Origin of the sequence: Bacillus sp. 7884-1 (genome assembly GCF_002272245.1) — a bacterium.
Lineage (GTDB): Bacteria > Bacillota > Bacilli > Bacillales > Cytobacillaceae > Neobacillus.
In genome coordinates this window covers 1-22,415 of the sequence record NZ_NPDD01000033.1, presented here as the reverse complement: position 1 = coordinate 22,415, position 22,415 = coordinate 1, and the positions used below count along the sequence as shown (strand labels likewise).

The window sequence follows — 22,415 nt, the reverse complement described above, 5'->3', positions numbered from 1 at the left end:
TGGAGCTAGACAGCTAAAAAAGCAATGTCCATTTTCCGGACATTGCTTTTTATTCATTACTTCTATTCATACCTGTAAATATAAGAACCAGCCTAAATAATTCCAAAACAGCAACTGCTGCTGCAGCAACGTATGTCAAAGCCGCTGCATTCAATACCTTACGTGCGCTACGCTCTTCCATATTGCGTATTAGACCTAGAGAAACTACTTGGTCCATCGCTCGGTTGGAGGCATTAAATTCAACTGGTAATGTGATAACCTGAAACAGAACTGCCGCTGCCATAAAAACGATTCCTATTAACAACAGCCCACTCATTTGAAAAAAGATACCAATCAAAACAAGTACCCACGAAAAGTTTGAGCTAATATTCGCTACTGGAACTAAAGCATGACGAAAACGTAAAAAAGCGTACCGTTGTGCATCCTGTATTGCATGTCCACATTCATGGGCAGCGATAGCAGTAGCGGCTATTGAATGACCACGATAGTTTTCCAGTGATAACCTTATTGTTTTTGTCCTTGGATCGTAATGGTCACTTAAAAATCCCCTTCCCTCTTCAACGCCAACATTAAAAAGGCCGTTTGCATTTAAAACTTCCCTAGCAATTTCTGCCCCTGTACGATAGGTTGAATTTGGTACACGAGAATATTTAACAAAAGTACCCTTAACTCTAAATTGGGCCCATAGGGGTACTAACATAATGATGAGAAAATAAACTAAGAATCCCATGTTGAACCTCCAGTTTTCTAGCGATGACATTATTCTTGGTGAAAGTTCATAGAATAAGTTTAATCCTTATGAACTCTGGAACGGTTCTTCTTTATTTCTTTTTCACCCTGATATTTTCTCCAGCCAACATAAGATAAAGTTAGAATGATAATACTGCCTGTTGAAATGATAACCCACCATAAAGATGGATCTGCCTCATCCTCATCCATATTATCAAATAGATTCTTTAAATCCATTTCAAGACCTTCTAATTCTTCTTGGCTTTTTACATTACTAACAACCTCTGAACGGTATTCATCAATGAAATTGATACGAGCATCTATCTTTTGAATATTTTCTGCAGAGACATCAATTTTCATACTTGGATAAATAACATTGTATAAGGACATAAACGTATTAAAATTAGAGTGAAAATGTTCAGTATCACCGGTGCTGGCAGCAATTCTAGCTTCCTGGAAGGCGGTCATAATCTGATTCTTCATCTCTGTCCATAGCGGTTGATGACTTGAAGCAATCGCATCCACAACAAGACGAAACTTCGTAAGCTTTTGGACCCTTTCCTCATAAGCCATATTTGAGCTGGCTGCAGCTTCCATTGCCTCATCATGGGATACGGTAATAATTCTTAATTCATCCATCGAAAAAGAATGTTCTTTATTGGAGATATCTGTGAATTGCTCAGAAAAGTAACTTAGCAGCTTTTTGCCATCTTCATATCTCTGAAATTTAATCATTTGCAGTGCTTCATCAGAGATACTATCTAACTTCTCTATCGGTGTGTGCTGATGAGCACTTACCGTCATGGGAGTGAGCATAATGACAATAACAAATATTAGCAACCATTTATACTTCAAACCTTGTCCCCCCTATCATTACTAATAAAATGTATGAAAGGGTGGACAAGGTTAGACCATCTTTTATCCTATCAATTAACTATTTTAGTTCTAGTTTAAATCGATTAGGACGTATAACAAAATAATAGCCAATACCTACTGACACAATCGAAAGCCAAAAAGTAAAGTAACCAATTTCTGGTGTAACCTCATTTAACATGTGATATCGAGGCAGCATAAAAAATACGTAGTCAATAACATCATTATGTAGTGTCCAAATCGCTGTGACTATTAGGTGCCACCATTTAAAACGATAAAAGGGAGAATACAATATTGCTTGAACTGCCATGGCAAAATGAGAGAAAATTAACATTACGCCAATCCAATCTAGCTCTCCCTGTGCGAAAAAGACTAGAAGATTCATTACTACAGCCCATATTCCATACTTAAATAAAGTAACGATAGCAAGTGCTTCCATAAGTGGCCAATTCTTTTTAAACAGGAAAGCAGCGACTACAAAAACAAAAAACAGACTAGCAGTCGGGCTGTCAGGAACAAATATAAGAAAAATAGCTGGAGTTTCTTTTAATTGCCAACCATACCACACATACCCGTAGACTGTTCCGGCAATATTGATAATCAACAACAATAGTAAAAATGATCTATTGGCTAAGAGGGGATAAATCCATTTCACTTCTCTTCCTCTTTTCATCTAATTTATTATAAGGCTGTGTTATTTTAGTTTTTTAACATAGCCATTAATAATAAAAGCTGACGAGATTCCGTCAGCTTTTAACTAATCATTTATTATTTCCCTAAGTTTGCGATGTATTCAGAAAGCTTTTTAAGCTGTTCGTCGTCACCTTTGAAAACTCCAGGAGGCATACTTCCTTTACCTTCTTTTGCAATTTTTGCAATTTCATCAGCAGATAATCCAATATCAACTAAAGATGGTGCAGCTGCTCCACCCTGGAAGGCATCACCGTGACAAGATAAACAAGTATTATCTGAAGCAATTTTGTATTCTTCAGATGTCTTGTCAATGTCAGCGGTTGCTACGATTTTTCCATATTCTTTCGCTGCTTCCCAATCATGGGTAGAAGCAGACTGCCAAGTTAAAAATGTAATAGCTGCTATTGCCAACAACATAAATCCAGTTGCTAATGGGCGTTTGCTTGGACGGCGTTCTGGTCCGCGATCTAAGAATGGAGCTAATAATAATGCTCCAAAAGCTAGTCCAGGGATAACCATTGCACCAACTACTGTATAAGGTCCAGCTGCATATTCATACTTTAGCAATTGGTATAAGAATAAGAAATACCAGTCTGGCATTGGAACATATCCTGTATCTGATGGGTCCGCAATCCTTTCAAGTGGACTAGGATGTGCAACTGTTAAACATAAAATCCCAACAAGAAATACTGCACCTACTAACCATTCTTTCAAAAGGAAGTTAGGCCAAAATGCCTCTGTTTTACCAGGGTATTCTGAGTAATCTTTTGGAATATTCTTTTTCGTACGGGCCTCAGGTGCCAATACACGTGAGTCACCAACGAATTTCATTCCTTTTCCGCGATGCATCGAACAATCCCCCTCCTTTATTCGTAAATTAAGATTATTAAAAGATCAAAATCAATTTATGAGTATTATAGTGGTCCAGAAATACCCTGTTTACGAATCATCATGAAATGAGCTGCTAATAAGCCAAATAAAGCAGCAGGTAAGAAGAACACGTGAATCGCAAAGAAACGAGTTAAGGTTTGAGCACCGACAATCGTCTCATGACCCGACAGTAACGTTTTCAGGTGAACACCTATAAACGGTACTGCTTCAATAATTTGAAGTGTAACTTTTGTAGCAAACAACGCTTTCATATCCCAAGGTAATAAATAACCTGTTAAACCTAAAGCTAGCATTATGAAGAAAATAAGAACCCCAACAATCCAGTTTAGTTCACGAGGTTTTTTGTAAGCGCCTTGGAAGAAAACGCGTAATGTATGTAAGAACATCATTACAATAACTAAACTAGCACCCCAGTGGTGCATACCGCGAACGATTTGTCCAAAAGCTACCTGGTTTTGAAGGTAGAATACAGACTCCCACGCGTTTTTAATATCCGGTACATAATACATCGTTAAGAACATACCAGATAAAATTTGAATAACAGTAACAAAGAATGTCATACCGCCAAAGCAGTATACAAACGCAGAAAAGTGATGCGCTGGATTGACATGCTCAGGTACCTCATGATCTGCGATATCGCGCCACAAAGGCGTAATATCTAAACGTTCATCTACCCAATCGTAAATTTTGTTTAACAATGATTACGCCTCCTTTGTACGTGGTTCAGCTTTACCTAAATAAAGTAAACCGTCTTTTTCTTGCAATGGATATACATCCAGCGGTGCAATTGGTGGAGTACCCTTAACGTTTGTACCATCCTTTGTATATCGTCCAAAGTGACAAGGACAGAAGAATTGTTCTGGATGTGCTTTATCCGTACCCCATGCCACTGTACAGCCTAAGTGTTTACATACTGGAGATAGGGCAACTATGTTATCCTGTTCATCCTTATAAACCCAGGCTGTATTTGTAACGTCTGAAGTATACCAAGCATCCTTTTGCTCAAACGTGAAATCAACTCGTTGTGGTTCTGCAGTGATGTCTTTAATTTTCAATGGAGTTGCAATAAAATCCCCACCAGCTTCCGCCGTTAATACTGGATCAATGGCAAAACGAACCATTGGCATTAACATTCCTGCTGCCATAAATCCCCCAACACCCGTCAAAGTGTAGGTTAAAAATTGTCTTCTTGATACGCGATGCTTACTCATGCTTATCCCCCCTCTATTCACAAGTTAAGTCCATCGGACATAAATTAAACACATATAAAACTAGGACATAACAATGATATATCAAACTTTTTCCTAGGTCAATATCATACTATTTTAAAAACATGTTATTCAGAAAAGAATTATTAATTTTCCTGCCATTTTTGAGTAAAAAGACTTAACAGCTGCTTCACTTGACTCTCAATCATTGAAATCTTTTGTTGATCGTTCAAATGCTCAAGCGGCAGAGACGGAAGCCAAATTAATGAACCGGTAAGCTCCTTCTCATATATTTTCCAATCACTCTCTGAAGTTATGTAGAAAATATGCTTAAATTCATTCTTCTCAATATTTTCTTCCCATTTCTTCATCTGCTGAATTATGTCTTCTGGATGATCACTCTTTAAGTATGTAAAAGGTGGAAGTAACAATAGTCTTCCAGTAAATTGTCTTTCTAAGTAACTCGTAAGTAACGTAATAAATTCAGCACTTGAGGCTGATTGCATCATTTCATCCCCAAATGAAACCGAGATTACGGGAATGACAGCTGTATCCACGTATTCTTTTGCTGTTAAATATGTTTCTATATCCTTTGAAACCCACTTCATTTATGACACCAGCCCTTTTCACATCATTACTTCTATCATATCACTTTTTCCAAAAAAACATAAAACGAAAATCGGGAAAGATTCTGTAATATCAAAAACGGAAGCCTGCTTATCGCAGGCTTCCGTTTTTCTCAGTTTCTTTTAGTTGATTTAGCTTTTCAGTTAATGCACTAAAAGCTGTTTTATCCTGCTTATCAAGTGCTTCATCAATTAATTGAAGCAACTTCTCCCGTTGAAACCGCTCAATGCTGTTTTGTAAAAATTGTTCTGCTACGATACCGTCTTTTTCATTAACTTGCAGGTGCTTTGGTACAAATGGGTTTTCTTCTAACACGGCTGCATATTGATGCGCTTGATTAGAAGCATGAAAGTTTAATTGAATAAAAATATCTTCGTCACGATTTAACCGAATATCATGAAAGGATTTTTCAGCATCAGTGGTCATAACATTTTCTTTATAAAAGCGAAATGGTACTTTATCAACGCAGTGGGTTGACATGATTAAACCGCGAGGACAATACTGTGCTTGCTCTACAAAATGAACCTTCTCCATTAATTGGTCGTGACTCATTAAATAATTAAGAATCCAAACACACTCTCTTCTTTTTAATTGATAATGATTTAAAAACCAACGAATAAAGTCCTTTTTCTCGTTGACAGAAACAGGGGTTGCCATATATAGTTTCCCTCCTCTGTATATTCAGCTTTTTATTAATTCTCTCTACTTAATAGACGGTCAAGCAAATCAGCATATTCTCCATTTGTAGGATCACCTTTTTGTAACTGTTTAAAAATTTCGGCAGCAAGGTCGGTTTTTCCTTCCTCAATTAGAAAATAACCGTAATCGTTCAAAAAAGCTTCATTATTCTTAAAAAAAGTATATGCACTTTCATATTTGTCTAATGCATTGGAATATTCCTCTAACTTATCATATGCAAGGGCTGAGTCCCAAAGAAGCTGGGGTTCCTCATCATCTACAAAATCCAGCTGTGAGATTAAATCAATTACCGCTCCATACCTTTCCTGCTGAAAAAAGAGCTTATTTAGAGTTAGAGCTGCTTCTGTGAATCCTGGATCTAATGCAAGTGCCTCACGGAAATACTGTTCAGCTAACTCTGGTTTTGCAAGTTTAATGGCAATTTTACCACCAAAGAAATATAAATCTTTATTAAATTCATCCTGCTTAATTCCTTCTTGAATCGTCGTTAGACTATTTTCAAGTTCTTCTTCCCGTTCGTACGCCTTCGCTAGATGTAAGTACAGGGAATGGTATTCTGGGTCAAGCCCTTTTAATTCTTCGAATTTCTCAATTGAAGTACGATTATATCCTGCTTGAAGTGCTGTAAAGGCATATCCAAATAGCGTATTAATCTCTAATTTTTCATCAATTGCTTTGTCATAATAGGCTAGCGCTTCTTCAAATTCCCCTGAGGCACTGAGAAGCTCTGCCATTCTTTGAAAAATGCTTACACCTGCAATTTCGTAATACTCCTTCAAAACTGTTTCATAGGATTTCAATGCCTTCGTTACTTCTCCTTGTTCACTGTAGAGTTCACCTAATGCGAAATCAATGATAACCTCATCTGGCAAGATATCTTTAGCTTTCTGCAATTTTCTTTCACAAACCTCAAATAATCCTTGAACCTGATATAAGTCTGCTAAAAGCAAGAGAGATTGTCCAAAGCTGGGGTCGTGTTCGGAGATTTTTTCTAATTCTAGAATTGCTTGTTCCTCATCCCCAGACTCCACTAATATTTCACCTAGCAAGACGAGGAGTTCTCCCTCTTCTGGATAGATTGCCAAAAGATTTTCGACTAGCGCCTTTGATTCATCTAAGAACCCAAACTGGAACATTTCTTCTGCAAGGTTGAATTTTTCATCGGGCTGACCTTTGGTTAATACAACATTATATTCATTTATAGCTTCAATATGTTGACCGCTTTCCAACATTGAGATAATTTTATTTATTCTGTCCATGATCTCTATCCTCTCGGTTCCCTTGATTGACTATAATGCAAAATATGACGGAGTACGCACCCTAACATATTCTCCATATCCTGGTTTAAATAAAACCTCTTCCCCAGCTCTCATTACTTTTCCCTTGTTTACTGTCACTACAAGTCTACTACTATGATAAAGAAATAAAGCCGCTTCATCAACATTCATGATTTCTCTAGCTTTAATATATAAATTATAGCTTACTTCTGCTCCATGCAGTAAGCTTGCCTTTAGTGGATACAAGCCCATTTTGTTTAATACTTGAAGTGATAATGGTTGATTCTCTTTTAGTTCCTCATATATTGCAGGAATTTTTTCATTTTCCATTATTCCTTTCCATTTCGACACAGCACCTCTTGCTTCCTTCTTTCCTTCATTAGAAATTATTGGAACAAGCGGACAATTATACGGGAAGAGAGCCTCCCTAATCCAGCCCCAAGGAATATTAATTAATTCACTGAGATTATCAACTTCTAAAAAAATCGCAGGTACTCTTTCTCTCTTACACTTCCTAATGAAGGAGGGAGTTAAAATGCGAAGAGGAATTTTCACACTAATAAGGAAATCAATTGGACTGCTCATAAGTGCCGTTTTGGTTTCATTTATTTTTTTTGTTAATTCACTTTCGTAAGAAATCGTAATATAGGTAAGTAAGGTGGTACACCCTTTCAAAAGGAAATTCTCAATCATATATTTCCGAAATTCCTGAAAGGAAGCATTTAGAGGGATACTTGAATCTAAAAGTACGTAAGATGGGGTCATAATAAAAGGTTCTGCATTCATTTTCATTAATTTCTTATAATGAATTTTAGCAAATTTTGCAGCTATGTGGTTTCCTTTTATCAACAACGATGATTTTGTAATTTCCGTTTCCTTAAGAATATTGGCATTTTCAATAATATACTCCATCCTACCACCCCTTCCTAGCTTTAAAGTTCTTAAGACAAGCTATGAGCCAATCTTAAAAACTATGACAGAAAAAAAGCTGCACAAACGGCAGCTTTATTTTTTTAAGCTATTAAGATGGTTGAAAAAGTTAGGGTAAGAAACCGAAATGGCCTCTGGGTTTTCAAGCTGAACTTCGTCTTTACATAGCAGTGAAGCAATCGCAAGCATCATTCCGATTCTATGGTCACCATGACTTGATACAGTTCCGCCTCTAAGAGAGGTTCCTCCATGAATAATCATTCCATCGTCAGTAGCTTCTATTGAAGCACCCAGTTTCGATAATTCTTGCACAACTGTATCAATTCGATTCGTTTCTTTAACTTTAAGCTCAGATGCATCTTTAATAATTGTGGTACCTTCCGCTTGTGTAGCTAATAAGGCAATGATTGGGATTTCATCAATTAGTCTTGGGATTACATCACCTTCAATGACTGTTCCTTTAAGACTTGATGTTTTAATCATAATATTTCCAACCGGTTCAAAGGCATCTTCATCAAGGTTATGAATTTCTAAATTTGCACCCATTTGATTCATGACCTCGATGATACCCGTTCTAGTAGGATTTAATCCTACATTCTTTAGGACAATTTCACTATCAGGAACAATCGCACCAGCAACTAGGAAAAACGCTGCTGAAGAAATATCTCCAGGAACCAAAATATCAGAAGCAATCAACTTTTGACACCCTTTTACCGTAATTGTACGGTTATCCTTCCCGACTTCACCACCAAATTTCCGAATCATTCTTTCCGTATGATCGCGCGATTCAGCTTTTTCGATAATGATTGTTTCTCCCCCGGCTTGAAGACCAGCAAGTATTAACGCAGATTTCACCTGAGCACTAGCAACAGGCATATTATAGTGAATCGGATTTAAATCCCCACCTCGAATACTAAGAGGAGTAAATTCTCCATTCTTACGGCCATCAATTTGCGCACCCATTGTTCTAAGCGGCTCCGTCACTCTTGTCATAGGTCTTTTGCCAATTGAGGCATCACCTATAAGTGAAGAGTAGAATGGTCTTCCTGCTAAAATTCCTAATAATAATCGTATGGTTGTTCCAGAATTTCCAACATCCAATATCTCATTAGGTTCCTTTAAACCGTCAAATCCGTTTCCATGAATGGTTAATTCATTTTCATTTTCTTCAATTACGACTCCTAACTTTCGGAAGCAGGAGATGGTACTTAAACAGTCATCGCCGGGCAGAAAATTCGTCACCCTTGTTACACCATGTGCAATTGAACCAAACATAACAGAACGATGTGAAATTGATTTATCTCCAGGTATTTCAATAACTCCCTTTAAACCATTCCTAGTTGACTGCAATGCTATTAATTCCATTTCATCACCTATATTCAAATCAAATTATGTTCCAATTGAGGTAGCGTAGCTTGAGCAGCTATGAATACACTTTTCCGCCCGCCCGCGGTCCTCTTCTGTTTGAAAACTAATAACTAATACTCCGTATATTTCATCTTCTCGAGTTTCCAAAATACGGATGTTTGTAATACTAATATTTTCTTTTGCTAAGTATCCAGTAACTTCAGAAACAACACCAGGATAATCCGGAACGTCAACAAATAGATCATAAAATGAAGGAATCGCTCCCTTTTCTCTTACCGGCAGGCCATCCCGGTATTGCTTAGCCTGCTGAAAATAGCGAAATATCTCCTCACCATTTTCTTCCTCAAGTAAGTCCTTCACCCAATTCATTTCTTCTTTCCACTGTTCTATCAACCCTATCAGGACTTCACGATTATGCAGTAAAATATCCTTCCACATTGCTGGGCTGCTTGATGCAATCCTAGTAATATCTCTAAATCCTCCTGCTGCTAAACGCGGAATAAGACTCTCTCCACCAGCTAACCTCTCAGTTTGACGAACGATAGAGGCTGCAATGATATGAGGGAAATGGCTGACGACTCCTGTTAAATAATCATGGGTTTCCGGTGTGACACTTAAAAATTTCGCATTTGTGCCATTCAGCCATGCCTTCAACATTTCCACTTTTGGGTTTTCAATATTTTCCTCTGGTGTTAGTAGATAAAAGGCATTCTCAAAAAGAATTTCTTTTGCAGCCGACACACCACTTTTATGTGAGCCAGCCATCGGATGACCCCCAATAAAGGTGTATCCTTTTTTCATTAGGCTTGCAGCATTAGCAACAATTTTACTTTTTGTACTTCCGGTGTCAGTAATGATTACTTCTGGATTTAACGATTGCTCTGACAATACGTGAATAATCGCTTCCGTTTCGATTACTGGTGCGGAAATAATAATTAAATCTGCAGATGCGGCACCTTCTGCTATATGATCAGCCACTTCATCAACAACACCCAGCATTTTAGCTAGCCTTGCTTGTTCTTGATGAATATCATAGCCGATTATGATAGCGTCTTTATGTTCTTTCTTAATACATAAAGCTAAAGAACCGCCAATTAACCCAAGCCCAATAACAAAAACTCGGCCTTTCATTGGTAGTCCCCCTATTTTCCACTGAGCTTAGCTGTATTTTGTTGTGTTAAAAATTCACCTAGTGCTTTTAATACACCTTCATTTTGTTCTGAAGAACCAACAGTAATTCTTAATGAAGAAGGGAATCCTAATGCTTTCCCAGATCTGACGATATAGCCTTTTTCTAATAAAAATTGAAACCCTTGATTGGCATCGGCATTTATATCTATTAAAACAAAATTAGTTTGAGAAGGATAATAATCAAGTTCGTGTTTTTTGCAGAAATCATAAAATTTAGTCAAACCTTGTCTATTTTTCTCTTTGCAATCTTCGACAAACTCTTGGTCCCCAAGAGCAGCTTGTGCCGCCACTTGTCCAAATGAATTAACATTGAACGGTTCTCTTGCAGGTTCGAGTGCTTGAATAATAGACCTGTTGGCAATACCATAGCCAACTCTCAATGAAGCAAGCCCGTATATTTTAGAAAATGTTCGTAACACAATTAAATTTGGATAATTTCGTGTTAATTCAATTGAATTATAGTAATCATCAGCAACTACGTATTCATAATAAGCCTCATCCAACACCACTAAAACATGAGAAGGAACTTGATCTAAAAAGGCAATTAATTTATTTTTTGATACATATGTACCAGTTGGATTATTAGGGCTGCAAACCCAGACAACATTGGTATTTTCATCAATGGCAGCATACATTTGCTCTAAGTCATGCTCTCCATTGAGTAATGGGATTTCCCTAATCTCTGCTCCTTCAATCACAGCATTATGCTTGTATTGAGAAAAAGAGGGGGTCGCCATTACCGTATTGGCTCCTGGATGTAATAATGACCTTGAAATAATTTGGATAATGTTATCCGAACCATTCCCAAATATTAGTTCATCTTGACTTACATTTAAAAAAGAAGCTACGGATTCCCTTAAAGTGGTCATGTAGCCATCGGGGTAAATAGCAAATTCTGGTTGATTGTTTTTTAATGCAGAAAGTACTTTATTTGAACACCCAAATGGATTTTCATTTGAGGCTAGCTTAACAATCCGTTCTAAATTATATTGTTTTTTTACTGACTCAATTGATTTGCCTGGCTGATATGGAGCCAGTGTTAATAACTGCTTTTTCCATCTCATTTATCTCCACCCCATCCTTAAGATGATATATTATAATGCTGTCTATTTAGCCATGGTATTACCTAAATCAGGTCTTAATACCTTTGCCCCCCCTAAATAAACATGCACAATTTCTTCCTGTGTTACTGCCGTATTTACATGCATCATAACTCTAACGCACATTTCCAAAGAATTTGGCACAGGCAATTCTCTCATGCACATAACAGGGACGTAGGTCCAGCCAGCAAATTTACGCAGTGCTCTTGCTGGAAAAACTGCATCTAAGTCCTCTGTTGTTGAAATAAAAACAGAAGCTACTTGCTCAGGAAGAATATTATTTCCCTCAATCAACTGTTTCACAAGCTCTTCTGTTGCAGATACGATTACTTCCTCGGTATTGCAATCGACGGTGATTGCTCCCCTCACCCCTCTAATCATGAAAAGCCCCCCTAGTTATTAAAAGTTCTTGAGCTGACCTAATAGAAAATCATCCGAAAGCTCCTGAAGTTTTGGTTCCCCTATTTGCTCTAACAATACAAACTTTACAGAACCGCCTGCAGACTTTTTATCCTGCTTCATTTTTGACAGCAACCGCTCAACGGATAAATGAGCTGGTATTTCTGTTTGGTACCCTAGTCCTTTAACCCAAGTAATAAACTCTTCTGAATTAAAGGATAGCCCTGAAACCTCTTTACTTATCTTTAATGCAAAAATCATACCAATCATTACAGCTTCACCATGTGTGAAATTACCGTAGCCCATCTCAGATTCAATTGCATGACCTAGTGTATGGCCAAAATTTAAGTAAGCACGAATACCAGTCTCTTTTTCATCCTTTGACACAAATTCATTTTTTATTTGAATCCCTTTTGTAAGAGATTTAAATAATTGTTCAGAGGTTAAAGAATTAAGATTATGGATATCTGATTTCAACCATTGATAAAAGCTAGCATCGTATATAAGTGCATGCTTAATAACCTCTGCAAAACCAGAACGAATTTCTTGCTCAGGCAGTGTATGGAGTAATTCCAAATCATAAAAAACAGCCTCAGGCTGATGAAAAGCCCCAATCATATTTTTTCCTAGAGGATGATTAATAGCTACCTTTCCACCAACTGCACTATCATGAGCAAGGATGGTAGTTGGGACTTGGATAAATGGAATTCCTCTCATAAACGCTGAAGCAACAAAACCAGATAAGTCACCTACTGCACCACCGCCAAAAGCGAGGATGGCCGATTTACGATCTAGTCTGTTTTCTAAAGCCACGGATAATGCGTCATAAAAGACTTCGAACGTTTTTGCCTTTTCCCCACTGGGAGCAGTAAAAACAACAGGATTCCATTCAGTCAAGAACGGTAATACTTTATCAAGATGAATCCTGCCAACTGTTTCATCTGTAATAATTAATATTCTAGTCAGATTTGTAAAATGATTCTTAAAAAAAGTACTTATTTCACTTATTATGCCTTCGCCCACAAACACATTATAGCTTTTGGAACTCGTTTGAATTTCAATGGTCTCCATTAAAATTCCCTCGCATATTCACGCTGAGTGTTAATTTCAGCAGCAAATGTCTCGAATCGATCACTATAAAATTGTTCAATTAGAGAATTAGCAAGCTCCCATGCTACCACATTTTCTGCCACTACTGCTGCTGCAGGAACAGCACAGCTGTCAGAACGCTCTACACTTGCAGAAAATGGCTCCTTTGTATCGATGTCAACACTCATGAGCGGCTTATATAGCGTTGGAATTGGCTTCATTACTCCGCGAACAACAATAGGCATCCCTGTGGTCATACCGCCTTCAAAACCACCTAAACGGTTCGTCTTTCGCGTATAACCATTTTCTTGATCCCAAACAATCTCATCATGCACTTCGCTTCCAGGCTTTCTTGCAGCTTCAAAGCCAATTCCAAACTCTACTCCTTTAAACGCATTTATACTTATTATCGCTGCTGCGAGTTTTGCATCTAATTTTCTATCATATTGCACATAGCTTCCTATTCCTGCAGGCATACCCGAAGCAATTACTTCAACAACTCCGCCAATGGAATCACCATTCTTCTTAGCATTGTCAATTGCATCCATCATTTCCCGTTCTACACTAGGGTCTGCACAGCGTACAGATGAAAGCTCTGTTCTTTCCTTTATTTCTTCAATTGATAATTCTGTATTCGGCTTGGCCTTAATCCCGCCAATTTCAACTACATGGGAAACAAGTGTAACACCAACTAGCGATAAAAGTTTCTTAGCAACTGCACCAGCTGCTACTCTTACAGTGGTTTCTCGTGCAGAAGACCGCTCAAGGACATTTCTCATATCTCGATGCCCGTATTTTATTGCCCCATTTAAATCTGCATGTCCAGGTCTTGGACGAGTTATTTTTCGTTTTACTTCATCCTCTTGTCCATCTAATAATGGGTCTGCTCCCATAATTTTCGTCCAATGCTTCCAGTCATTATTCTTTACTACTAGAGCAACTGGAGATCCGAGAGTTTCACCATGTCGTACTCCAGATGTGATTTCAACGGTATCCTTTTCTATTTGCATTCGTCTACCGCGCCCGTATCCCTGCTGCCGCCTTGCAAGCTCTGTATTAATATCCTCAGCTAATAATGGCATTCCAGCAGGCAGTCCTTCTATAATTGTTGTTAATTGCGGACCGTGTGATTCTCCAGCTGTTATATATCTCATTCCCATTTCACTTTCCCCCTTCAACTCATTAAAGGATTTTTATCAATATACCATAATTAGAATAATAAACCTAGTATAATTATCTGAAAATAGCATAAATAGATAGATGATTATTTACTTAATGATAATGACAGTTAACCATTTTGTACACTATTGTTTCTGATTTATTTTAATCATTTTTTTGTATGCGCATACAAAAAAGGCACCTGTATATGCATACAAGTGCCTTTAATATCTAAATTAGTAAATCCATTCGTTAACTAGTTTAGAGTACTCTACAACGCCGCCATCTTTAAAAAACAACCCAATTTCACGCTCTGCACTTGCAGGTGAATCTGAACCGTGAATAACATTTTTTCCAACTGTTAATCCAAATTCGCCACGGATTGTACCTGGAGCTGCATCTTTCGGATTTGTTGACCCCATCATTTGACGTGCAGTAGCAATAACATTTTCACCTTGCCAAACCATAGCAAATACTGGTCCAGATGTAATGAAATCCACCAATTCACCAAAGAAAGGACGTTCTTTATGCTCACCATAGTGCTCTTGTGCAAGTTCAGTCGGAATGCTCATTAATTTAGCGCCAACTAATTGGAAACCCTTTTTTTCAAAACGAGCAACGATTTCTCCGATTAAATTACGTTGTACACCATCAGGTTTCACCATTAAAAATGTTTTTTCCATGAATTCCACTCCTAAAATAGTATGTATAATATAATAATTGTCATAGTGGGACAATCCATTGAAAATGTTATCATTTTTTTGAATATTTCGCAAGTCAGAAAAGCAGAAGAGTTGCGATGAGAACCCTTAATCTCATAAAAAGGGATGACGTGGTCACTCATAAGAGCGATGAGAGACCGTCAACTGATAATAATAGCGAACGCGGTCACTCATAAGAGCAATAGTGACTCTGACACCAACTTTTTTGGAGGGAGGTCACGAATAAAAAGGCGAAAATACGTAGAATTAGGCATTAAAAACTATGGAGCTAATCACAGATTAGCTCCATTTGTTTTTAATATTTTCGGCGACCGATGAATTTTGCGATATCACGCAGTGTTTTTTTGGCTCGATTAGCTGGCAGCTCTTCTAGTACTGCTAATGCTTTATCTAAGTACAAATCGCTTAATGAAATCGACTTTTCAATTGCACCGGACTCTTTAATAAGTGTGATGATTTTTTGAATTTGAGCAGGCTCCATATCCTCGTGAACCTTTACAATCTCCTTGCGAATGTTCTCATTCTCCATTGCATAGAGAGCGGGAGCTGTAATATTCCCTTGAAGCAGGTCACTGCCTGCAGGTTTTCCCAGCTCCTCTTCTGAGGAAGTAAAATCCAAGATATCGTCTGTAATTTGAAATGCCATTCCAACGTAATAACCAAATAAGTACAGTTTTTTATGAGTGGACTCTTCAACATCCGCAGCAATAGCACCAAGCTGACAACTTGCAGAAATGAGCAGAGCTGTCTTCCTTTTGATCCGGCGCAAATAATCCCTGAGATTTTGATTAAAACGGTACTTATCCTTTATTTGTTGAATTTCACCTATTGTTACCTCAACAATGGTATTGGCTAATATTTTATGAGCTAAGGGCTTATTTATTTCACTCATCAATTCAAGTGAAAGTGCAAAAATAAAATCACCCGTATACATGGCAGTCTTGTTGTCCCATTTTGCCTTTACTGTTGGCTGACCTCTTCGCAAATCCGCATCGTCAATGACGTCATCATGTACCAATGAAGCCATGTGTATAAGCTCTAGAGCAACAGCAACGTTTTTCATAATATTAATATCATACTGACCGAACTTACCAGCCAATAAAACAAAAACAGGTCGAATTCTTTTACCTCCTGCCTGAAGGGTATGCAAAGAAGCCCGTTTCAAAAGCAGAGAATCCGCCTGAATGGTCTCTTCTAATTTTCTTTCGATTGTATTTATATCTGAATTCAAAAATGAATACATCATCTTTAATTTCATTTGTATTCACCAGCTTTTCGTCCTGTTTGCATGTCTATTAAAAATTTACTTTTTATATCCGAAATGAACGGCTGCAGCTCCACCACTATACGGCTTATAATATACATCTTTAAAGCCGGCTGTCTCAAACATTCTAGCCAATTCTTTCATTCCCGGAAAATTGCGGGCCGATTCTTGGAGCCAGGAATATTCTTTATAGCTCTTTGCAAATAACTTGCCAAACATTGGCATGATAAATTTAAAATAAAAATAATATAGCTGTTTATACCCTACTAAAGTAGGCTGGGAGGTTTCAAGACAAACCGCAATTCCTCCTGGTTTTAAAACACGATTCATTTCCTTTAACACTTGAAGGTAATCAGGAACATTTCGTAACCCAAACCCTATCGTTACATAATCAAAGCTATTATCAGGGAAAGGCAATTCCATTGCATTACCATGAAGTAAGTTAACCTGCTTTAGACCAAGTCTTTTTACCTTTTCAACCCCAACATTTAACATATTTTGACTAAAGTCCAATCCAGTCACTTCACCGGAAGGACCAACAGCTTCAGCTAAAGCAATCGTCCAGTCCCCTGTTCCACAACATACATCCAGCGCTTTCGAACCTGGTTTGACATTCATCCTTCTCATGGTATCCTTACGCCATTTGATATGCTGCTGAAAACTAATAACCGAGTTCATTTTATCATAGTTATCAGATATTTTCTCAAAGACCTTATGAACTCGTTGCTCCTTAGATTGCTGCATTTGCTTACCCTTCTTCCACTAAAGTTTTCGCAATTGGTTGATGTTCATTAATGATCGAAGTAATTCTAGCTTCAAGCATATCATTTAAATATGGCAGCTGACTTATCCCTTTTAGTAGGAATTGTTTTGAAGAATCAAGATATCGATCACAAATTACTAGCAAATCACTTTGCTGTTTATCAGATAGATTTTTTATTGTAAGGTGTTTATTTGGAATGGTAATATCTTTCATATATTCAAACACATAGCTGCTTCTAGCTTCTATAAAAAGGTTCTTCTCTTCAAGCAAACGTTTGAAAAAAAATAAGTTCGCTATAAATTCATTCCATAAGTCTACTTTAAAACATTCAGAGAATTTCACAAGTAAAGAGCTTTCAATTTTCTTTATACTTGTCATTAAGTTGTCAATTCCGTTAAGTTCCTTCTGATAGACGGAAACTTTATGTTCATTAACCTCTTTTATCCCTTTGGAGAGTTCTTTTATCATGATAATATTTTCAGAATCTGCCAATAGTTTATAATATAAACCACTATAATAATCCCCAGCTAGGACCGTTAATTGTCTATTTTTTTCATCCACATTTGCATTAGATATATGCTCATGGGTATCAAGGGCAATCTGGATAAGCATAGTTGTCATCGTATAATTTTTTAACTCATTGTAAGACAATTCGAGTCGATCCATAATGGACACAAGAATAAGCAGTTTATCTTCATCAATTACAGGCTTCTCAATATATTTTAGCAAGTAAGGATGAAATACTTTTTGCTCAACTTGCTCCTTAATGTCTGTAAACTTTTGTCGAATGTCTGGCAAATTAATCACCCTTGCTTCCCCGAATTAATATATTTATTACGATCCTTTTATGTAAACAAGGCAGTGACAATTATATCATAAAAGCTTATGTATGGGCAGAAATTCACAAAATAAATACATTTCTACCGATATGAAATAAGAATGAAAAACGAATGAGAGATTATTTTTTCATTTCGCTTTCAATTTCGCCAAATTGCGTCATTATTTTTGCATTTCCCCTAATCTTTATTGCTGATGTATGTTCGGTGAATTGAGCAATAAGTACTTCACCTTTATCCAGCTTTTCAGAATGATGAAATTTCGTGTCACTGCCTCTCGTTAATCCGATAACATTGACACCATCATCAACTGCTTTGATAACAACAAACTCGCTGCTTTGTGGTTGTCGTTTTTCCATAGTATCACCCCACTAACTCTTAATTAAAGATAAAATTTCAGAACGAGCAATAGTATCATTTGCAAGATTGCCACGTACTGCAGTTGTTACTGTCTTTGACCCTGGTTTTTTCACCCCGCGCATTGTCATACACATATGTTCTGCCTCAACAACAACCATTACTCCATGGGGAGCTAATTTCTCCATCAAACTATTAGCAATGGTAGAAGTGATTCTCTCTTGCAGCTGAGGTCTCTTAGCGACTGCCTCTACTGCCCTTGCCAATTTGCTTAACCCTGTCACACGTCCATCTTTTGGAATATAGGCAACATGTGCTTTTCCAAAGAAAGGTACTAGATGGTGTTCACACATAGAATAGAACGGGATATCCTTCACTAGAACTAATTCTTCATGGTCTTCACTAAATACGGTCTCGAAATGTTTTTTCGGATCTTCATAAAGACCACTAAAAACCTCTTCGTACATTTTTGCTACTCGTTTCGGAGTATCAAGCAAGCCTTCCCTGCTCGGATCTTCACCAATCGCTGTTAATATTAAACGTACTGCCTCTTCAATTTGGGTACGATTCACTTCAGACATGCATATTCCCCCTACTATATATCAACCAAGTATATATGACAAATACATATTAGCACAACAAAATTGATGTTCAAAGTAAGAATACCACAGAAAAAAGGCCATGGTGGTTACCATGACCTTTTTGCCGAGGCAATAAATTTATGTAATTATTTTACTGCATCTTTAAGCGCTTTACCTGGTTTGAAAGCAGGAACTTTGCTTGCACCAATTTCGATTTCCTCACCAGTTTGAGGATTACGTCCTTTACGTGCTGCGCGTTCGCGTACTTCAAAGTTTCCAAAACCGATTAGTTGGACTTTATCACCATTTTTCAAAGCATCTAGAATTGCATCAAAAACAGCATCAACTGCTTTTGTAGCGTCTTTTTTAGATAGCTCGCTTGCTTCTGCAACTGCGTTAATTAGTTCTGTCTTGTTCATGCTATTCACCTCCTCCCAATAATTATTAGTTAAGAATCATAAATAAGATTACTTATCTACATTTCTAAACAATTTTTCTTATTTCTATACGTCATAGCGCGGTTTTATTGGAAAAGTAATCAAAAATTACTGCTTTTGATATTTTAATCTACTTTTTTAATAAAAACCTTATTATATAAAGGTTTTAAGCACCAAACGTAAGTCTGATAAAAGATTATCACAATCATTTACGCTTATCAAGAATAATTCATGAAATAATGGTAATCTTTTCTTCATTTCTACAAATTTCTACTAAATTTTGTAATTTTGGGTGTAGATATTTGTTAGAAAAGAAAAAAGACTCCAATTGGAGTCTTCAAGCCTAAAGGATTATTGCAATCAAACCGCCTGATCCTTCGTTAATAATTCTCTCTAACGTCTCTTTTAGTTTATATCTTGCATTCTCTGGCATTAAGGAAAGCTTGGCTTGGATACCCTCCCTAACGATAGAGCTTAACGAACGTCCAAATATATCAGAGTTCCAGATGGATAATGGATCATCCTCGAAGTCCTGCATTAGGTAGCGAACTAACTCTTCACTTTGCTTTTCTGTCCCAATAATCGGAGCGAACTCAGATTCAACATCAACCTTTATCATATGAATCGATGGGGCAACCGCTCGCAGCCTAACTCCAAACCTTGCACCCTGGCGGATAATTTCAGGTTCTTCCAAGCTCATATCTGAAAGTGACGGCGACGCAATACCGTAGCCAGTTTGTTTGACCATTCTTAATGCGTCAGAAATATGGTCATATTCTGCTTTTGCATGTGCAAAATCCTGCATGAGCTCAAGAAGATGATCTTTCCCCCTGATTTCAACCCCGACAATTTCTTTTAAAATATCATCGTAAAGTTCGTCTGGAGCAAATAAATCAATTTCTGCCACACCTTGACCCATTTCAATTCCAGCTAACCCAGCTCTCTCAATATAATCAAAGTCGCTAAACTGCTGCACGACCCGATCAACATCTCTTAATCTCTTGATATCTTTAACTGTTTCTTTAACAGCTTCTTGATAACTTTCACGCAGCCAGTGATTTTCTCTCAATACCATGACCCAGCTAGGCAGATTAACATTAACCTCAAGGACTGGAAACTCATATAGTGCCTCTCTGAGAACATTGAGTACATCACTATCGCGCATACTTTCAACACTCATTGCGAGGACAGGAATGTCATACTTTTCCGCTAAGCTAGACCTAAGCGTCTCAGTGCTAGGGTGATATGGCTGGGCGCTATTGACAACCATAATAAACGGTTTGCCAACTTCCTTCAGTTCGTTAATGACTCTTTCCTCAGCTTCAATGTAATTGCTTCTTGGAATTTCACCAATTGTCCCATCAGTAGTAACCACTACGCCAATTGTAGAATGCTCTTGAATCACTTTTCGTGTTCCAATTTCAGCAGCTTCATGGAACGGAATAGGTTCCTCGTACCATGGGGTAGTAATCATTCTAGGGCCATTTTCATCCTCATATCCTTTTGCACCCGGAACGGTGTAACCAACACAATCAACCAATCTAATATTTACATTAAGGCCCTCATCAACATGAACAGTTGCCGCTTGATTCGGAACGAACTTTGGCTCTGTTGTCATAATTGTTTTCCCTGCTGCACTCTGAGGAAGTTCATCAACTGTTCTTGATCTCTCTGCCTCATTGTCTATATTCGGTAAAACTACAAGCTCCATAAATTTTTTAATAAATGTGGATTTTCCTGTTCGAACAGCACCTACTACTCCTAAATAAATATCACCGCCAGTTCTTTCGGCAATATCTTTGAAAATATCAACCTTTTCCAAGTGATCCCCTCCCGATCATAGAGTAAAGTGGGATAATATTATCCATCAAGATATTTTTGGACAATATATACTTATGACGTTGTCCTATATTGTTATGACACTTTTTTATAAATTTTTTACCCCCTTAAATAAATATTCCATGAATATGCCCGTATCTGTTGTGTCTGAACAGTTGAACGAATTAGGGTTTCCGAGGCAAAGTACAAGAGATCCTTTTTTGCCAAAAAAAAAACCCTACTCCTACAATATATTTCGCAGGTGAAGGGTTATGACTATTTGACATTCTTATTGCTTTAAAAAAACCGGCTCATTATTCTCATCAATTGTGTAAGGCAAAGAATAGGCAGGAACAAACATGGAATCTTCCACAAGAATATTCCGTATATCCTCACCTGGTTTTACCGGCTTTACCGCTTTTTTTAGCTGCTGGAATAAATCCTGCCGGTAATCGACATAGACTTCAGCATCTGTTGTGACCACAAGTGGGAGATTTTGATTAGAAAATGGGCTAACAGCATATGGCTCCTGCTTATAACCTAATTCATTAAAATCAATCGTATACACATTTTCAGCAAGTTTGTCTTTATATGGCGGATATCCATTGGATTTAATCCTCAGTTTTATATCACGAATCGTATCAACCATCCTTAAGTCTAACAGTTTTACAGTTGGATTGGTTTCAACATCTACAAGCACATATTGAAAGATCCCGCCACTTTCAAAGGCATTCCCTGGGGGCTCTGCAAGGTACTTGGGAGCGATTTTTTTAAAATCTATCGGATATTTTTGATAGATTGGAGTCACTGCATCTCTTGTTTTTATCGGCAGTATTCCCCCATTATCCTCCTTAAAGGAGTTCACAGCTTGTTGAACTGCTTGGATTTGGTCGGTATAAGGGATTTGATTCTCTACTAACTTCTCAGAGGGATACATGCATCCTGATAACATCAAAGTGGTAAAGATTAGTAACGTGCAAATGACTTTCCAATTCATACAATCACCTGTTTTTTTGAATTATGTAAAAAGGACAACAAATAATGTAATACCTGAAATTAATAAAAAAATGTAAGCTAAGACGGCAGTTAAAACCTTTAGAATACCTTTTAACTTATAACGACTTAGATATATTGTTAAAATCGCCAGGAACATAAGACCCATCCCCGCAATTGATATCCACATTTTCAGCATACCTAGTGACATTAGGACACCCCCTTATTCCGAAAGCTATTATACCATAAGGATGATGTTTTCATGAAAACTTTTGATTTTTTTGCTGTGAAGAAGGAAATTGTTCATATAGCGTGTTGATTTGTGCGGAAGGCACGAGACTCCTCGAAAATGCTATCGCATTTTCTTCGTGCGTGGGCAGATTCGAGGAAGTAAATCAATGTCCTGCAGGAG

At 37.5% G+C, this 22,415-nt stretch carries 26 protein-coding genes; all 26 read right to left on the bottom strand.

Going from position 1 to position 22,415, the window contains the following annotated elements; translation table 11 throughout:
- Positions 1-49: 49 nt before the first annotated feature.
- On the bottom strand, positions 50-730 hold the full coding sequence (locus tag CHI06_RS04885; RefSeq protein WP_095247304.1) for a zinc metallopeptidase: 681 nt from the start codon (positions 728-730) through the stop codon (positions 50-52).
- 59 nt (positions 731-789) lie between these two features.
- Complete coding sequence (gene ypjB, locus CHI06_RS04880; RefSeq protein ID WP_257009167.1) at positions 790-1,584, bottom strand: sporulation protein YpjB; 795 nt, start codon at positions 1,582-1,584, stop codon at positions 790-792.
- Positions 1,585-1,663: 79 nt separating this feature from the next.
- On the bottom strand, positions 1,664-2,257 hold the full coding sequence (locus CHI06_RS04875) for a DUF1405 domain-containing protein (protein WP_095247303.1): 594 nt from the start codon (positions 2,255-2,257) through the stop codon (positions 1,664-1,666).
- Positions 2,258-2,370: 113 nt separating this feature from the next.
- A complete protein-coding gene (locus CHI06_RS04870; protein WP_095247302.1) occupies positions 2,371-3,144 on the bottom strand; it encodes a menaquinol-cytochrome c reductase cytochrome b/c subunit in 774 nt (257 codons plus the stop codon).
- 65 nt (positions 3,145-3,209) lie between these two features.
- Positions 3,210-3,884 (bottom strand): menaquinol-cytochrome c reductase cytochrome b subunit, encoded by a 675-nt coding sequence (qcrB, locus tag CHI06_RS04865; RefSeq protein ID WP_095247301.1) that lies wholly within the window; start codon positions 3,882-3,884, stop codon positions 3,210-3,212.
- 3 nt (positions 3,885-3,887) lie between these two features.
- On the bottom strand, positions 3,888-4,403 hold the full coding sequence (locus tag CHI06_RS04860; RefSeq protein WP_142300923.1) for a ubiquinol-cytochrome c reductase iron-sulfur subunit: 516 nt from the start codon (positions 4,401-4,403) through the stop codon (positions 3,888-3,890).
- A 137-nt stretch (positions 4,404-4,540) separates the two neighbouring features.
- Positions 4,541-5,002 carry a YpiF family protein gene (locus CHI06_RS04855; RefSeq protein ID WP_095247299.1) on the bottom strand — a complete coding sequence of 154 codons (462 nt, stop codon included), beginning with the start codon at positions 5,000-5,002 and terminating at the stop codon, positions 4,541-4,543.
- Positions 5,003-5,111: 109 nt separating this feature from the next.
- The gene (locus CHI06_RS04850; RefSeq protein WP_095247298.1) at positions 5,112-5,678 is read right to left on the bottom strand and encodes a ReoY family proteolytic degradation factor; all 567 of its coding nucleotides are present in this window, start codon (positions 5,676-5,678) and stop codon (positions 5,112-5,114) included.
- 35 nt (positions 5,679-5,713) lie between these two features.
- Positions 5,714-6,979, bottom strand: a complete 1,266-nt coding sequence (locus tag CHI06_RS04845) for a tetratricopeptide repeat protein (RefSeq protein ID WP_095247297.1) — start codon at positions 6,977-6,979, stop codon at positions 5,714-5,716.
- Positions 6,980-7,009: 30 nt separating this feature from the next.
- On the bottom strand, positions 7,010-7,909 hold the full coding sequence (locus CHI06_RS04840) for a hypothetical protein (RefSeq protein ID WP_095247296.1): 900 nt from the start codon (positions 7,907-7,909) through the stop codon (positions 7,010-7,012).
- Between the two features lie 93 nt (positions 7,910-8,002).
- The gene (gene aroA / locus CHI06_RS04835) at positions 8,003-9,292 is read right to left on the bottom strand and encodes a 3-phosphoshikimate 1-carboxyvinyltransferase (protein WP_095247295.1); all 1,290 of its coding nucleotides are present in this window, start codon (positions 9,290-9,292) and stop codon (positions 8,003-8,005) included.
- Between the two features lie 24 nt (positions 9,293-9,316).
- On the bottom strand, positions 9,317-10,426 hold the full coding sequence (locus tag CHI06_RS04830) for a prephenate dehydrogenase (protein ID WP_095247294.1): 1,110 nt from the start codon (positions 10,424-10,426) through the stop codon (positions 9,317-9,319).
- A gap of 11 nt (positions 10,427-10,437) precedes the next feature.
- Positions 10,438-11,550: a histidinol-phosphate transaminase gene (hisC, locus tag CHI06_RS04825; protein WP_095247293.1), complete on the bottom strand. Its 1,113-nt coding sequence runs from the start codon at positions 11,548-11,550 to the stop codon at positions 10,438-10,440.
- Between the two features lie 42 nt (positions 11,551-11,592).
- Positions 11,593-11,967, bottom strand: coding sequence for a chorismate mutase (aroH, locus tag CHI06_RS04820; RefSeq protein ID WP_095247292.1), 375 nt, complete (start codon positions 11,965-11,967; stop codon positions 11,593-11,595).
- An 18-nt stretch (positions 11,968-11,985) separates the two neighbouring features.
- Positions 11,986-13,056 carry a 3-dehydroquinate synthase gene (aroB, locus tag CHI06_RS04815; RefSeq protein WP_095247291.1) on the bottom strand — a complete coding sequence of 357 codons (1,071 nt, stop codon included), beginning with the start codon at positions 13,054-13,056 and terminating at the stop codon, positions 11,986-11,988.
- A complete protein-coding gene (gene aroC, locus CHI06_RS04810) occupies positions 13,056-14,228 on the bottom strand; it encodes a chorismate synthase (protein ID WP_095247306.1) in 1,173 nt (390 codons plus the stop codon). The genes aroB and aroC overlap by 1 nt, the downstream gene beginning before the upstream one ends.
- 240 nt (positions 14,229-14,468) lie before the next feature.
- A complete protein-coding gene (gene ndk, locus CHI06_RS04805) occupies positions 14,469-14,915 on the bottom strand; it encodes a nucleoside-diphosphate kinase (protein WP_095247290.1) in 447 nt (148 codons plus the stop codon).
- Between the two features lie 334 nt (positions 14,916-15,249).
- The gene (hepT, locus tag CHI06_RS04800) at positions 15,250-16,212 is read right to left on the bottom strand and encodes a heptaprenyl diphosphate synthase component II (RefSeq protein WP_095247289.1); all 963 of its coding nucleotides are present in this window, start codon (positions 16,210-16,212) and stop codon (positions 15,250-15,252) included.
- Positions 16,213-16,257: 45 nt separating this feature from the next.
- Positions 16,258-16,962 carry a demethylmenaquinone methyltransferase gene (locus tag CHI06_RS04795; RefSeq protein WP_095247288.1) on the bottom strand — a complete coding sequence of 235 codons (705 nt, stop codon included), beginning with the start codon at positions 16,960-16,962 and terminating at the stop codon, positions 16,258-16,260.
- Positions 16,963-16,966: 4 nt separating this feature from the next.
- A complete protein-coding gene (locus tag CHI06_RS04790; protein WP_257009166.1) occupies positions 16,967-17,788 on the bottom strand; it encodes a heptaprenyl diphosphate synthase component 1 in 822 nt (273 codons plus the stop codon).
- Positions 17,789-17,939: 151 nt separating this feature from the next.
- Complete coding sequence (mtrB, locus tag CHI06_RS04785) at positions 17,940-18,176, bottom strand: trp RNA-binding attenuation protein MtrB (protein WP_095247287.1); 237 nt, start codon at positions 18,174-18,176, stop codon at positions 17,940-17,942.
- A gap of 12 nt (positions 18,177-18,188) precedes the next feature.
- Positions 18,189-18,755, bottom strand: coding sequence for a GTP cyclohydrolase I FolE (folE, locus tag CHI06_RS04780; protein WP_095247286.1), 567 nt, complete (start codon positions 18,753-18,755; stop codon positions 18,189-18,191).
- Between the two features lie 146 nt (positions 18,756-18,901).
- Complete coding sequence (gene hbs / locus CHI06_RS04775; protein ID WP_066060959.1) at positions 18,902-19,174, bottom strand: non-specific DNA-binding protein Hbs; 273 nt, start codon at positions 19,172-19,174, stop codon at positions 18,902-18,904.
- Positions 19,175-19,535: 361 nt separating this feature from the next.
- A complete protein-coding gene (spoIVA, locus tag CHI06_RS04770) occupies positions 19,536-21,014 on the bottom strand; it encodes a stage IV sporulation protein A (protein WP_045517337.1) in 1,479 nt (492 codons plus the stop codon).
- A 285-nt stretch (positions 21,015-21,299) separates the two neighbouring features.
- Positions 21,300-22,007 carry a hypothetical protein gene (locus CHI06_RS04765; protein ID WP_095247285.1) on the bottom strand — a complete coding sequence of 236 codons (708 nt, stop codon included), beginning with the start codon at positions 22,005-22,007 and terminating at the stop codon, positions 21,300-21,302.
- 21 nt (positions 22,008-22,028) lie between these two features.
- Entirely contained in the window at positions 22,029-22,214 is a 186-nt protein-coding gene (locus tag CHI06_RS04760; protein WP_095247284.1) for a DUF2768 domain-containing protein, read from the bottom strand.
- Positions 22,215-22,415 lie beyond the last annotated feature (201 nt).